This window comes from Gordonia paraffinivorans (assembly GCF_900683595.1).
GTDB classification, from domain to species: domain Bacteria; phylum Actinomycetota; class Actinomycetes; order Mycobacteriales; family Mycobacteriaceae; genus Gordonia; species Gordonia paraffinivorans.
In genome coordinates this window covers 294,672-307,956 of record NZ_CAACYD010000007.1, presented here as the reverse complement: position 1 = coordinate 307,956, position 13,285 = coordinate 294,672, and the positions used below count along the sequence as shown (strand labels likewise).

Sequence of the window (13,285 nt, the reverse complement as noted above, 5' to 3'; positions counted from 1 at the left end):
GGAATATTCGCTATCGAACCGTGGGTTCGTCCTGTTAGTTTGCGCTTGAACGGGCCTTTGCGCCCGTTCACGGTCGCGAATGCAGGAGGTTGGCAGGTGAACGGGCCGGAACCGTCCTCGGGATGACCCGCGGGCGGCCGACCGACCCGAATTGGAGGAGGCATGCAACTGTTCGTCGTCGGCGTGATCGCCGCATGCCTTGCCGCCGTCGCCTACGGGATGTCGACGGTGCTGCGTGCGCTCGGTGCCCGCCGCGTGGCCGCGGCCGCAGCCGAGCAGGGCAGGGACTTCAAGAACGACACCGGTGCCCCGACGGTCTCCTCCACGATGTCGACGTTCGTCGACCCGGCCTTCATCCTCGGCACGACGATGGTCGTCTTCGGCTTCGCCGGCGGCGCCCTCGCTGCGCGTTTCCTGCCGCTCTTCCTCTCCCAGACCATCGTCTCGGCCAACCTGGTGGTCACCGCGCTGCTCAGCGGGATCATCCTCAACATCGCCCTGCACACCCGCGAATGGGTCGCCATCTGGCTCGTCGTCCTGTCCCTGTGCTTCCTGGGCATGGCCTCGTCTCACGAGACCGGCGCCAACGAGTCGTACGCCTTCCACTGGGGTCTGTTCGTGGCGACCGTCGCCCTCTGCGCGCTCGCCCTCGTCGGCGTCTACAACCTGGGGTCGGCCGCCGGCGCGATCGTCGGCGGCGCGTCGGCCGGACTCCTCTTCGGCATCATCGCGATCGCGGTCCGCATCCTCGACGGCCTCGAGCCGTTCAACGTCGTCGACCTGCTGACCGACCCCGCCGCGTGGACGATCGCGATGGCCGGCGCCGTCGGGTTCTACGTCCAGACGGTCGCTCTCCAGCTCGGTGCGGTGAACGGCGTGACCGCCGTCCTGGTCGTCGGCGAGACCGCCGGCCCGAGTCTCGTCGGCGTGATGTTCCTCGGCGACACCGCCAAGCCCGGGCTCGGGTGGCTGGCCTTGCTCGGCTTCGTCGGTGCCGTGGTGGGCGCGGTCCTCGTCGCCTGGTACGGCTCGGTCGACCCCGACCACCTGGGCGAGGCCCCGCCGATGAAGGGCGGGTGGCGCCGCGGACGGCAAGAGCCGGGCGACGACGCCACCGGCGAGGGCGACGGGTCGGCGCCGCTCGGTGCCGATTTCTCCTCCGGCGAGATCGACGCGAAGTTCGGGCCCGACGGTCTCCGGCCCGAGCCCCCGCACACCGATACGACCGGCATCGCTCCGGATTCCCAGCGCGACACCGAATCCGGCGACCGTTCGGTCGGCAGCCGCGACTGCCGGCACAACTGACGCCGTCCCAGGCCGCCGAGCGGCAGTAGGTCGATCGCTCCACTCCGCCACGACACCGCGAAGTGGTTGACACACGTCACACCGCTGGCGAAGGTGGGGGGATGACGTCCCCCCGGTCGGAGTCACCCGGCACAGAATCCGTCGCCCGTCTCGCCTACGAGACGCTCGAGCCGTTCCACATCCTCGCCTACTTCAACCCGGGACTCGGTCCGGCGCAGAAGGACACGGGTCTCGACGGCCACGCCTTCTACGTGGGCGCCCGGGCCGCGCCGCTGGGCCCGTGCGCCCCCGAGGTCGTCACCTCGACCTTCTACAACTTCAACCCCGAACTCGTCGCCAGGTCCTGGGCCGCGGCGGTCGACGCCGGGCTGGAGAAGGTCCACGAGCGCCGCAACGCGATGCTCGACGACTCGCTGCGGGAGATCCTCGGCGACGCATTCGACGACGCGCTGCTCGACGGACTCGCATCCGGGTACACCGAACTGGCCGCCCGACTGCCCCTGACGGGCCGGACCCTCGCGGCGGCCTGGGCGGCGGTTCCGCCCCCGGACACCCCGCGCCTGCGACTGTGGCAGGCGATCGCGGTGCTCCGGGAATGGCGCGGCGACAACCACATCGCGGCGCTGGTCCTCAACGGTCTCAACGGCTTCGATGCCGCGGTGTTCCACGAGGCGCAGTTGCCCGACCCGACCGTGAGCCGTCGGGTCATGGGCAAGCGGGTCGTGCTGCTGACCCGCGGGTACTCCGAACAGGACTGGGAGGACAGCGTCGACCGACTGGTCGCGGCGGGGCTCGCCGAACGCGACGAGCAGGGCCACCGTCTCACCGCACACGGGGCGGCGGTCTACGACGACATCGAGGCCACCACCGACGCCGCGGGCGAATCGGTCTGGGCGGGTTCGGAGGACCTGATCGAGCGCACCCGCCCCATCGTGAAGGCGGTCATCGACGCGGGAGTGCTCCCGGGAACGAGGAACAAGTGAACCAGCCCATCGACACCACCACGGCCGGCGACCTCGCCGCGGACCTGCGCGAGATCGAGAACCTCAAGTACCGCTACCTGCGGGCCCTCGACACCAAGGACTGGGCGACGTTCGAGTCGACGCTCACCGAGGACGTGACGGGCAACTACGGCGAGAGCCTCACCTTCGCCAACCGCGAGGAACTCGTCGGGTACATGCGCGCCAACGTCGGCCCCGCCGTCATCACCGAGCACCGCGTGGACCACCCCGAGATCGAGATCTCCGGCGACACCGCCCGTGGCCGTTGGTATCTGCAGGACCGGGTCATCGTCGCGGAGTTCTCGTTCATGCTGATCGGTGCCGCGTTCTACGACGACACCTACCGGCGCACCGCCGACGGCTGGCGGATCTGCTCGACCGGGTACGACCGAACCTACGAGGCCACTGTGTCCCTCGCCGACCTGCCGAACTTCTCCCTCAAGGTCGGGCCCGCGGTCAACCTCTGAGGCCGGCGATGTCCTCGCGGGTGTTCCCCGATCGTCGGGCGGCCGGGCACAGGCTCGGCGGCCGGGTGGCCACCGTCCTGGCCCGGCGTCCCGACCTGGCACCCACGCGGCCGGTGGTGATCGGCCTGGCGCGCGGCGGCGTGCCCGTGGCGCGCGAGGTCGCCGACGCCATCGGCGGAGACCTCGAGACACTGGTCGTCCGCAAGATCGGTGCGCCGGGTCACGAGGAGTTCGCGATGGGCGCCGTCACCGCCGACCACCTGGTGGTCAACGACGACGTGCCCAACCGACTCGGGGTGTCGCGGGAGCAGTTCGACGCGATCGTCGCCCGCGAACGCCGGACGCTGCAGGAACGGGAGTCGCTGTACCGCGGCGGACGTGCGCGCATCGACGTCGCCGGGCGGCCGGTGATCCTGGTCGACGACGGTCTGGCCACGGGCTCCACGATGGCGGTCGCCGTGGACTCGGTGAGCGGGGCCGGCGCGTCGAAGGTCGTCGTCGCGGTGCCCACCGCCCCGTCGGACGCGATCGGCCCACTCCTCGACCGCGGCGTCGACGAGGTCGTCGTGCTCACCACACCGAAACCGTTCGAGGCGGTCGGCCGTTACTACCAGGACTTCGGACAGGTCGACGACGAGGACGTGATCGACTGTCTCAGCGGTGACACCCCACCGATTTCGTAGAACTCACCGGGTTCTGGCGTCCACGTTTTCTACATCCAGACGCCGGTCGAGGCCCGGCGACGACGCCTTGGCCCAGAAACGCTTGGGTATCCGCCCCGCCCCGGCGGCCAGGCGCCCGGCGATCACGGCGTGGCGCATCGCCGACGCCATCCGCTCGGGGTTGTCGGCCCGCGTCACCGCGGTCGCGAGAAGGACTGCATCACAACCCAGTTCCATCGCACGTGCGGCATCGCTCGCGGTGCCGACGCCTGCGTCGAGGATGACCGGCAGCGGCTCGTCGTACGCCGTCGAGCAGTGGTCGACGATCATCTCGATGTTGTGCGGGTTCAGGATTCCCAGCCCGGTGCCGATCGGGGCACCGAGCGGCATCACCGCGGCGACGCCCAGGTCGGCCAGCCGCGCGGCCAGCACCGGGTCGTCGTTGGTGTAGGCGAGCACCACGAAGCCGTCGGCGACCAGTGCGGCCGCGGCGTCGACGAGTTCGATCGCGTCCGGCATGAGGGTCCGCTCGTCGGCGACGACCTCGAGCTTCACCCAGTTCGTCTCGAACGCCTCGCGCGCCAACTGGGCGGTGAGCACGGCCTCGGCGGTGGTGTGGCACCCCGCGGTGTTGGGCAACACCGAGATCCCCAGTCGCTGAAGCAGATCGAAGACACCGGTGCCCGAGGCCGCATCGACCCGCCGCACGGCGACGGTGGTGAGCTCGGTGCCCGAGGCGATCAGGGCCCGTTCCAGGGTCGCGAGGTTCGTCGCGCCGCCGGTGCCGGTGATCAGCCGCGAGGTGAACTCCCGGCCGGCGATACGCAGCGGATCGTGTTCGAGCTCAGCCACCCTGCACCGCCGTCACGATCTCGACGACCGCCCCCGACGTCACGGTGTGGCCGCCCCAGAGCCCACGCGGGACCACCGCACCGTCGACGGCGACCGCGATTCCCCGATCGGGGAGGCCGAGTCGGGTGACGACGTCGGCCACCGACACCTCGCCCTCGATTCCGAGGGGTTCTCCGTTCACGGTGATGGTCATCGGTCTTCTCCTTCCAGGATCGCCACGACCCGGTGGGCGGTCAGCGGGGCGAGCACGATCCCGTTGCGGCCGTGCCCGGTCGCGACCACTGTGTTTGCGTCGACCCGTTCGATGATCGGCAGGCCGTCGGCGGTGCAGGGGCGCAGGCCGGCCGCGGCCTCGGTGAGTTCGTAGGTGCGCAGCCCCGGCATGACCTCGACCGCGTCCGCCAGGAGATCGGCCACCCCACCCGCCTGCGGGGTGCGGTCGGCGAGGTCGCCCGTCTCGTATTGCGTTGCGCCGACCACGATCCCGTCCGCACGCGGGACGAGATAGACCGCCCGGCCGTGGATGCGGGCACGCACGACGTGGGTCGGCGGCGGGACCGAGAGCCGAGTGCGGCGCAGGCGCAGGATCTCGCCTTTCGCCGCATGCATCCGGATGCCGGGGATCAGTGCGGGAGTGCCGAGTCCGGCTGCCACGAGCACCTGTTCGCCCGGCCGGAGGTCGGCACGGACGTCGGCCAGCGACCCGACGCGGGTGTCCACCACCTCCACCCCCGCGGACCCGACGGCCCTCCGCAGCGCGGACAGCAGCAGCCGGTTGTCCACCGACCACTCCCCCGCCGCGCGGTATCCGCCGACCAGCCGGGAGGACAGGGCCGGCTCCAGCGCACGGATCTCGCGGCCGGTCACCGCGTGCAGCGTCGCGTCGGTGCGGGGTTGCTGCGCCCACACGAAATCGGCCAGGTGGCGCAGGTATTCGGCGTCGGCGGCACCGGCCGCGACGAACAGCGAATCGGTGGCGGTGACGATGGCGGGTTCGTCGAGTCGCCGCACCAGGTCCGGCCACCGTCGCACCGATTCCACGGACAGGGCGAGCGCCTCCTGCTCACCGGGTTGGCCCTCTCCCAGCGACCCGAGCATCCCGCCGGCGACCCACGAGGCGCGCTCGGCGTGCCCGGCGTCGAGGACTCGCACCCGCCGGCCGGCGTCGGCTGCGGCGAGCGCGCACGTCAGACCGATGACGCCACCGCCGACGACGGTCAGCGAGCGACCGCCGTGCTCGACGGCACCGCCGTGGGAATGCTCGGGGTTCCGGCTCGCGCCGGGGTTGTCTCGTTGGCTCACGCCGAGTTTCACCTTCCTTCGCCGGAATGACCCGGATCAGGTTCGACGGTCAGCGGAATCGGTCCGCACTCTCAGCCCGGCCGCCCGGACTCCCGTGTGTTCTCGCCGACCACCATACGCCCGCTCCCTGCGCGCGTCGTTAACCTGGTCGCCGTGACCTCGCCCCTCGGACACGGCCCGACCCCATCCGGCCCCGCGCCCCGCCCATCCGGCTCCGCGCCGCGCACGGACCGGCTCCGCCGCCTCGACGCGGCCCGGCTCTACCTGTGCACGGATGCGCGGCGGGAGCGCGGCGACCTGCTCGACTTCGTCGACGCGGCGCTCGCCGGCGGGGTCGGCATCGTGCAGCTCCGGGACAAGGGCTCGACGGGGGAAGAGCGCTTCGGCGTCCTCGAGGCGCGTGAGGAACTCGCGATCCTGGCCGACCTCCGCCGGGTCGTCGACACCCACGGAGCGCTGCTGGCGGTGAACGATCGCGCCGACATCGCCGCGCTGTCCGGCGCCGACGTCCTGCACGTCGGCCAGGGCGACCTGAGCCCGGAGGCGGCGCGCCGCATCGTCGGACCGGACGTGATCATCGGCGCGTCGACGCACGATCCGGAGCAGGCGGCCGCGGCCGCCGCGGACCCGGACGTCGACTACTTCTGCACCGGCCCCTGCTGGACCACGCCCACCAAGCCGGGCCGCGCCGCAGCCGGACCGGACCTCGTCAACAGCACCGCGGCCGCCTCGCCGCCGAAGCCGTGGTTCGCCATCGGCGGCATCGACGCCGCACGCGTCCCCGAGGTGGTCGCCCGGGGAGCGCAGCGGATCGTCGTGGTCCGCGCGCTCACCTCCGCCGACGACCCGACGGGTGCGGCCCGCGAGCTCCTCGACCTGCTGTAGCCCGGCGGGGATGTCCCCGGAAAACCGTTTGCACGCCGGGCGCGGGCAGGTCTACCCTGGTCGGACCATGTGCATCAATCGAGTGCTCGTAGCCCGCCGCAGCGGGGTCTGATCTGACCGACCCCCCGCTGCGGGTCGGTTGCGCTCATCTGTCGGTCATCCGTTCTTCGACCGAAATCGGTTTTCACGATGCATCTGCTTCAACTACCTTCCGCATCCTCTTCTCGTGACGAACTCACGAGGGGCTTCGCGCACGGCGAGCGCGCGGCATCCGAGGACCCGTTCATGACCCGATTCGCCCGACCGCTGCCGACCGGTCTCCGCGACGAGGCCCGCGGCATGAGCTGGCAGCGCTTCACCGACGAGTACGCCGCACCCGGCACCGTCCGCCTGGGTTCGTGGTCGGTCGTCCCGACCCGCGGCGACCTGGTCGAGTGCCGGGCGACGATCGCCGTCGCCGACCGGATCATGTCGTGCGGCGCGACCGCGGCCGGGCCGCTGGGCGCCATGACCTCGATCCTCGGCGACCTCGGGGTCCCGATCCAGATCGATCGTCTGCATCAGCGCGAGCTCGACGGCACCTTCGCGACCTTCCTGCTGTGTGCGAACGACTGGCGCCGGGCATGGTCGTATGGCGAGGGCGCCACCGGCGACGAGGCCGGGATCGCGGCATTGATCGCCGGGGCGAACCGGCTGCTGGGGTGAGCGCGGACAGCTGATGCCGCCGCCGGCTTGGTCAGCCCTGCGGATCGAGCGCGGAGATCCGCTCGCGCAGCATCGGCCAGGCCGAACCGAACGCGGGGTGCAGCGGCAACGTGTGGACGTGCCGCTCGTCGACCCACCGCAGTTCCGTCGACTCGAAGTTAGCGACCGTCGCGACCGGCTCGTCGGTCTCGGCGATGACCGTGGTGTAGGTCCAGCCGCTGGGGGATTCGTGCGTGACGACCGCTGCGACGACGCGCAGGTCGTCGCGGTTGATGCCGGCCTCTTCCTCCGCCTCGCGGATCGCGGTGTCGATCGCGCCCTCGTGGGAGTCGCGCGCCCCGCCGGGCAGCGCCCATGTGCCGCCCTGATGGGACCACGCCGCACGATGCTGGAGCAGCACCCCGGTGCAGCCCTCGGGCAGCGGGGCGCGCAACAGCAGTCCTGCCGCACCGTGCACACCCCAATACCGTGACCCGTCGGGATCGATCACCCAGCCGTCGCCGTCTCCGCGCACCACGCCTCCTAGCGACCCGACCATCCGCTCGGTCGGGTTCATTCCACCGTAAGTGACGCTCGCCCGGCCTGCCAGGGTGATCGCGAACCCGTCACGGCCGACCACCCGCGACGAGAGCCGACCTGAGGAAAACCTCCGGCGAAATCTCGGGATCATCGGTTGGCCGACGTGCCGCGTGATGCCTCGGGGAACCATGCCGGATGGCATAGGCTGAAACACGCAGGACCCGGTGAGCGATGACACCGACAGCGTCGGAGCTCCGGATGTGGTCGCGGTGGAGGATCCGACACCTCCGGCTGACCCATCGACCCACCGGAGACGATCCACGGCGAGCTCAGAAGGGATCAAGAAGGTGACCGGCGACGCGTCCTCCGTGCGGACGGTGCTGACGCGTGGCGGTCGGACGATCAGACCGGCCCAGGCCTCGCCGCCCATCCGTCAGGTCCTCGCCGACCGGCGGGAACTCATCGCCGCGGCGCGGGAGCGCGCCCAGTCCCCGTTCCAGACCATCCGCACCTACGCGCTCACCACGCCGGGCAAGCTCATCATCATCTGCCTGCTCCTCGCGGCCGGGTCCATCATCACCGGCGTGTACGCGTCGACCGTGCTCGACGACCGCACGCGGACACTGCAGCGGCTCATCGATCACACCGAACCCCTCGCAGAGGCGGCGCAGGTCCTCTACAGCTCGTTGTCCATCGCCGACGCCTCGGCCAACGCCGCGTTCATCTCGGGCGGACTCGAGAGCCCGGAACTGCGCCAGCGCTACGCCGACGCGCTCGCCACGGCGTCGTCGTCGCTGATCCTGGCGACCGGGACGGCGAGCGAGCCCGGGTCGGAGTCCGCAGAGGACGCCACCGAACAGGCGATCTCCGCCGACCTCGAGACGCTGTCGACGTCCATCCCGGTCTACAGCGGCCTGGTCGAGACCGCCCGCACCAACAACAGGCTGGGCAACCCGATCGGCTCGGCCTACCTCGGCCAGGCGTCCGCGCTGATGCAGGACAAGATCCTGCCGGCCGCGCAACGCCTCTACGAGCTGCGGTCGATGGCGATCGCCGACCCGCAGCAGTCACTGACCCGGCCGCCGTGGACGGTGTACGTCCCGCTGCTGTTGCTGCTCACCGCGTTGGTGCTGACCTCGCGCTTCCTCGCCCGCAAGACCCGGCGCCGGTTCAACATCGGCCTCCTCGCCGCGATGGCGGCGCTGACCCTGGGCACGGTGTGGCTGCTCGTGTCCGGCCTGATGTCGGTGGCCGCGACGGCCGACGCCCGCAATCATGGCGCCGACCCGCTGCACGAGCTGACGGCCGCACGAATCCTGACCCAGCAGGCACGCTCGGCGGAGACGCTCTCGCTGATCCGGCGCGCCGACCAGGGCGGGCTCGAACGGACCTTCTCGGCCACCACGTCGAAGATCGACGACATCCTCGACGACGTCCGATCCACCGCCGAGGAAAGCTCCGACTCGGTGACCACCGAACAGCTCGACGCGGTGGGCCGGGCGCTGGTCGACTGGAAACGCACCGACGCCGCGATCCGTCGCTACATCCAGTCCGGCGACTTCGACCGCGCGCGACAGCTGACCGTCGGCGACGGACGCAACAGCTCCGCCCTGGCCTACGCCGCCGTCGACTCCGGACTGGTGGAGGCGATCACGACCGCCCGCACCGCCTTCCGCGACGACATCAACACCGCCCAACGACTCCTCGGCTTCACCGGGACCGGCATCCTGCTGTTGTCGATACTCGCGGCCATGGCCATCGTGGGCGGTCTTGTCCCCCGCATCCGGGAGTACCGATGACACGAGTACCGATGACACGAGCATCGAAGACACCACGCCTCCGCGCACCCGCCCCCGCGCCGACCCGGTCGGTGCGGACGTCAACGGCGCCACGCCGGCTCCCGCTCCTCGCCGCAGTCCTCGCACTCGTCGCCGTCGTCGCGACCGGCTGCGTCCGCTTCCCGGCCGAGGAGTCGCCGCCGCCGACCGCAACGGCCGACCCCCTGGTGCTGCCCGGCGTGCAGACCGACGTCCCGATCGAGCCGCCGCCGAGCTCGGAGGCGTGCAACGCGACTCAGACGCTGCGCCCGCCGGCCGAGATGCCCGAACCCGCCCGCATGCCTCCGGGTTCGACGATGGCCGAGATCTTCGAACGCGGCCGGCTCATCGTCGGTCTGGACATCGGTTCCAACCTGTTCAGCTTCCGCGACCCGATCTCCGGCGACATCGAGGGCTTCGACGTCGACATCGCGCACGCGATCGCCGAGGCGATCTTCGGCGACCCGCAGCGGGTCGAGTTCCAGGTCCTCAGCTCGGCGGAGCGGGTCGACGCATTGCGCGACCACACCGTCGACGTCGTCATCAAGACCATGAGCATCACGTGCGACCGGCTCGACGACATCAGCTTCTCGGCGCCGTACTACGTTGCCTCACAACGCATCCTGGCATTCCGCAACTCCGACATCCGGGGTCCCGCGCAGCTGGCCGGCAAACGGGTGTGCGCGGCACGCGGCGCCACGTCGATCGGCCGCATGCAGTCGATCCAGCCGAAGGTCGAGATGGTGACCACGTCGACCTGGGCGGACTGTCTCGTCCTGATGCAACAGGGTCAGGTGGACGCGGTCACCAGCGACGACGCCATCCTCGCGGGTCTGGCGGCCCAGGATCCCTGGGTGCAGGTCGTCGGCCCGAGCCTGGGCGAGGAGTTCTACGGGGTGGGCATCCCGAAGGGAGAGGACGACATGGTCAGGTTCGTCAACGGCGTCCTCGAGGACCTCCGCGCCACCGGCCGCTGGCAGGAGATCAGAAACCGGTGGCTGTCCATCCTCGACAGCGGATACGGCGCCCCGCAACCGTCGTACCGGGACTGATCGGCGATGGAACACACCCCCGACCCGACCGACCACGAACCCCTCGATCCCGCGGGGCGTCGGGACCCTGCGCAGACCGAGGAGGTCGGCACCCAGCGTGTCTCGCTCGCCGATCTCATGGGCGACGACGAGGCGGGCACCGAGCGCCACACCACCGACCGCAACCATCCGGACTCCTCGGGAGACGATGGCCGTCCCGAGGAGGGCACCACCGACGAGGTCGTCGAGGTGGGCACGCAGAAGGCCGACCTGTCGGCCCTGGTGGACGACGACGAACCCGGCGGCGACCAACCCGGCGGCGACCGACCCCATGACGACCAACCCCACGACGACGGTCGCGGGGAGGACGAGTTGACCACGCAACCGCGGACCACCGACCCCGCGGTCGGCACCCAGAGAGCCGCACCGGCCTTCACCGTAGGACCCCCCGGCCGGGAGCCCGCCGACGCCCGCACCGACAAGGTTCTCCGGCCTCCCCCGCCCGCGCCGCCCGTCGACTCGGGCCCCCTCGGCCGGCGTCTCGTCCCCCGGCGTCGCCCGCCGGTGCACGAACGCCGACTCGGCGGCGGCCTGGTCGAGATGCCGAAGATCCAGGACATCGAACCCGCGGACGCGGTCATCGACGATCCGGTCATCGCGGAGAGCAAGCGGTTCTGCTGGCGCTGCGGCAAACCCGTGGGCCGTTCCGAGGGCGAGGGTCAGGGGCCGCCGTCCGGCGACTGCCCGAACTGCGGCGCCCGTTACTCGTTCGTCCCCGGACTGGCCCCCGGCACGCTCGTCGCCGACCAGTACGAGATCGCGGGCGCGATCGCCCACGGCGGGCTCGGGTGGATCTACCTGGCCATCGACCGGAACGTCTCGGACCGCCCCGTCGTCCTCAAAGGCCTTCTGAACTCCTCGGATTCGGAGGCGCAGCGGGTGGCCGTGGCCGAGCGGCAGTTCCTGGCGTCGGTGAACCACCCCGGAATCGTCAAGATCTACAACTTCGTCGAACACGTCGCCGACAACGGCGATCGCTTCGGCTACATCGTGATGGAGTACATCGGCGGCCAGACCCTCAAGCAGATCACCTCCGGTGACGCCGGGAAATCGCTGCTGTCGGTGGAGCAGGCCCTCGCCTACATGCTCGAGGTGCTGCAGGCCGTCGGCTATCTACACTCGGTCGGTCTCGTCTACAACGACGTCAAGCCGGAGAACATCATGGTCAGCAGCGACGAGGTCAAGCTCATCGACCTCGGCGCGGTCTCCCCCATCAACGGTTACGGCCACCTGTACGGCACCCCCGGCTTCCAGGCTCCGGAGATCGTCAAGACCGGCCCCCAGGTCGCCACCGACATCTACAGCGTCGGACGCACTCTCGCGGTGCTCACGGTTCCCGTCGAGATGCGCGGAGGGCGCTACGTCGACGGCCTGCCGTCGCCCGAGGACACCCCGGTGTTCCGCGACAACCCGTCGTTCTACCTGCTGCTGCAGCGTGCCACCGCACCCGACCCGGCCGACCGGTTCGCCTCCGCCGAGGAGATGAGCACCCAGGTCCTCAACGTGCTGCGCGAGACGGTCGCGGTCCACACCGGCGTCCCGCGTCCGGCGTTGTCCACCGTGTTCACCCCGCAGCGCTCGACCTTCGGGACCGACCTCATGCTCGCCCCCGTCGACGGTTTCTTCGACCCCGACCAGGCGGCGTTCTACGACCCGGTCGACATCGCCAACGCGCTGCCGCTGCCGCTGGTCGACCCGCTCGACCCGGCCGCGGGCCTGCTCACATCGGCGGCGTTGTCGGACCCCCGACAGACCCTCGACACCATCAAGACCGCACGGGCGGAACGGTTCGCGTCGCTCTTCAACGGCCGGCCCAGCGACAACGAGCACCCATCGCTGGAGATCGACCTCGCCGAGGCCCGCGCCCACCTGCAGCTCGACGACGTCGACACCGCGTTGTCGCTGCTGCGGGAGGTCCGTGTGCACCACGGCGATTCGTGGCGCGTCGAGTGGTACATGGGCATCTGCGCACTGATGAACGACGAGCCGGAACTGGCCTACGAGCGGTTCGACGAGGTGTTGCAGGCGATGCCGGGCGAGGTCGCGCCGAAACTCGCGGTCGCCGGCACCGCCGAGCTGATCGGCCGCTGGCTCGCCGACGAGAAGGAGTCGAAGAACGCCGACGCCAAGATCGACCGTCTCTATGACGTCGCGCAGCACCACTACCACGACCTGTGGCTCACCGACCACAGCATCGTCACCGCGGCATTCGGGCTCGCACGCCTGGCCGTCGCGGCCGGCGACTACGAGGGAGCGGTCCGGCCTCTCGACGAGGTTCCGCCCACCAGCAGGCATTTCAACACCGCGCGGCTGACGGCCATCATGGCACTGGTGCACGGCCGTCCCACCTCGCAGGTCACCCGGGAGCAGATCGTGCAGGCGGCACGGCGCCTCGAGCAGATCCCCGACACCGAGCCGCGCAAGCCGCGAATGCTGCTCATCGTGTTGGGCACCGCGCTGGGCTGGATCGTCGACCATCCCGAGGAGGTCGATTCCGAGAAGGAACCCTCGACCATCCTCGGATTCCCGTTCACCGAGTACGGGATCCGCGTCGGGACCGAGAAGTCGCTGCGGCGATTGGCCCGCCAGACCCGCACCAACCGGGAGCACCGGTTCATGCTCGTCGATCTGGCGAACTACGTGCGTCCGAACACGCTGTTCTGAGGCACGCGACCACCC

13 protein-coding genes are annotated in these 13,285 nt (G+C 70.6%); 9 read left to right on the top strand and 4 right to left on the bottom strand.

The annotated features are described in order from the left end of the window. Positions 1-162 precede the first annotated feature (162 nt). The 4 genes from E1P53_RS14385 (at position 163) to E1P53_RS14370 (ending at position 3,456) form a co-directional block, all read left to right on the top strand. Positions 163-1,305 carry a DMT family transporter gene (locus E1P53_RS14385; protein ID WP_006900139.1) on the top strand — a complete coding sequence of 381 codons (1,143 nt, stop codon included), beginning with the start codon at positions 163-165 and terminating at the stop codon, positions 1,303-1,305. Between the two features lie 101 nt (positions 1,306-1,406). Next, positions 1,407-2,288 carry an SCO6745 family protein gene (locus E1P53_RS14380; protein WP_131734708.1) on the top strand — a complete coding sequence of 294 codons (882 nt, stop codon included), beginning with the start codon at positions 1,407-1,409 and terminating at the stop codon, positions 2,286-2,288. Further along, entirely contained in the window at positions 2,285-2,773 is a 489-nt protein-coding gene (locus E1P53_RS14375) for a nuclear transport factor 2 family protein (RefSeq protein ID WP_181954852.1), read from the top strand. The genes E1P53_RS14380 and E1P53_RS14375 overlap by 4 nt, the downstream gene beginning before the upstream one ends. An 8-nt stretch (positions 2,774-2,781) precedes the next feature. Next, positions 2,782-3,456 carry a phosphoribosyltransferase gene (locus E1P53_RS14370; protein ID WP_131734707.1) on the top strand — a complete coding sequence of 225 codons (675 nt, stop codon included), beginning with the start codon at positions 2,782-2,784 and terminating at the stop codon, positions 3,454-3,456. 3 nt (positions 3,457-3,459) lie between these two features. Here E1P53_RS14370 and E1P53_RS14365 read toward each other — a convergent pair whose 3' ends face one another. From E1P53_RS14365 to thiO, 3 genes are read right to left on the bottom strand one after another with little or no spacing between them, the layout of a single operon-like run. Continuing rightward, positions 3,460-4,287: a thiazole synthase gene (locus tag E1P53_RS14365; protein WP_131734706.1), complete on the bottom strand. Its 828-nt coding sequence runs from the start codon at positions 4,285-4,287 to the stop codon at positions 3,460-3,462. Further along, the gene (gene thiS / locus E1P53_RS14360; protein WP_131734705.1) at positions 4,280-4,480 is read right to left on the bottom strand and encodes a sulfur carrier protein ThiS; all 201 of its coding nucleotides are present in this window, start codon (positions 4,478-4,480) and stop codon (positions 4,280-4,282) included. The genes E1P53_RS14365 and thiS overlap by 8 nt, the downstream gene beginning before the upstream one ends. Further along, complete coding sequence (gene thiO / locus E1P53_RS14355; protein WP_040526682.1) at positions 4,477-5,508, bottom strand: glycine oxidase ThiO; 1,032 nt, start codon at positions 5,506-5,508, stop codon at positions 4,477-4,479. The genes thiS and thiO overlap by 4 nt, the downstream gene beginning before the upstream one ends. Before the next feature lie 345 nt (positions 5,509-5,853). Between thiO and thiE the strand changes: the two genes are divergently transcribed. Together thiE and E1P53_RS14345 are read left to right on the top strand one after the other, a co-directional pair. Next, positions 5,854-6,474, top strand: a complete 621-nt coding sequence (gene thiE, locus E1P53_RS14350) for a thiamine phosphate synthase (RefSeq protein WP_371831014.1) — start codon at positions 5,854-5,856, stop codon at positions 6,472-6,474. Positions 6,475-6,813: 339 nt separating this feature from the next. Beyond that, complete coding sequence (locus E1P53_RS14345) at positions 6,814-7,179, top strand: hypothetical protein (protein WP_040526683.1); 366 nt, start codon at positions 6,814-6,816, stop codon at positions 7,177-7,179. A 31-nt stretch (positions 7,180-7,210) separates the two neighbouring features. Here E1P53_RS14345 and E1P53_RS14340 read toward each other — a convergent pair whose 3' ends face one another. Then, on the bottom strand, positions 7,211-7,693 hold the full coding sequence (locus E1P53_RS14340; protein ID WP_006900148.1) for an NUDIX hydrolase: 483 nt from the start codon (positions 7,691-7,693) through the stop codon (positions 7,211-7,213). Between the two features lie 352 nt (positions 7,694-8,045). Between E1P53_RS14340 and E1P53_RS14335 the strand changes: the two genes are divergently transcribed. Genes E1P53_RS14335 through E1P53_RS14325 form a run of 3 tightly spaced genes read left to right on the top strand, consistent with a single transcriptional unit; the run spans position 8,046 to position 13,270 of the window. Beyond that, a complete protein-coding gene (locus E1P53_RS14335; protein WP_006900149.1) occupies positions 8,046-9,497 on the top strand; it encodes a GlnX family signal transduction membrane protein in 1,452 nt (483 codons plus the stop codon). Positions 9,498-9,508: 11 nt separating this feature from the next. Next, positions 9,509-10,567 (top strand): glutamate ABC transporter substrate-binding protein, encoded by a 1,059-nt coding sequence (locus E1P53_RS14330; RefSeq protein WP_210753755.1) that lies wholly within the window; start codon positions 9,509-9,511, stop codon positions 10,565-10,567. A 6-nt stretch (positions 10,568-10,573) separates the two neighbouring features. Then, positions 10,574-13,270 (top strand): serine/threonine-protein kinase, encoded by a 2,697-nt coding sequence (locus E1P53_RS14325; protein WP_131734703.1) that lies wholly within the window; start codon positions 10,574-10,576, stop codon positions 13,268-13,270. Positions 13,271-13,285: the final 15 nt, after the last annotated feature.

What these genes read in the sequence shown, in the direction of transcription:
- E1P53_RS14345 (WP_040526683.1), top strand. Translation starts at nt 6,814, where the DNA reads ATGAGCTGGCAGCGCTTCACCGACGAGTACGCCGCACCCGGCACCGTC.
- E1P53_RS14385 (WP_006900139.1), top strand. Translation starts at nt 163, where the DNA reads ATGCAACTGTTCGTCGTCGGCGTGATCGCCGCATGCCTTGCCGCCGTC.
- E1P53_RS14330 (WP_210753755.1), top strand. Translation starts at nt 9,509, where the DNA reads ATGACACGAGCATCGAAGACACCACGCCTCCGCGCACCCGCCCCCGCG.
- E1P53_RS14380 (WP_131734708.1), top strand. Translation starts at nt 1,407, where the DNA reads ATGACGTCCCCCCGGTCGGAGTCACCCGGCACAGAATCCGTCGCCCGT.
- E1P53_RS14370 (WP_131734707.1), top strand. Translation starts at nt 2,782, where the DNA reads ATGTCCTCGCGGGTGTTCCCCGATCGTCGGGCGGCCGGGCACAGGCTC.
- E1P53_RS14325 (WP_131734703.1), top strand. Translation starts at nt 10,574, where the DNA reads ATGGAACACACCCCCGACCCGACCGACCACGAACCCCTCGATCCCGCG.
- thiS (WP_131734705.1), bottom strand. Translation starts at nt 4,480, where the DNA reads ATGACCATCACCGTGAACGGAGAACCCCTCGGAATCGAGGGCGAGGTG.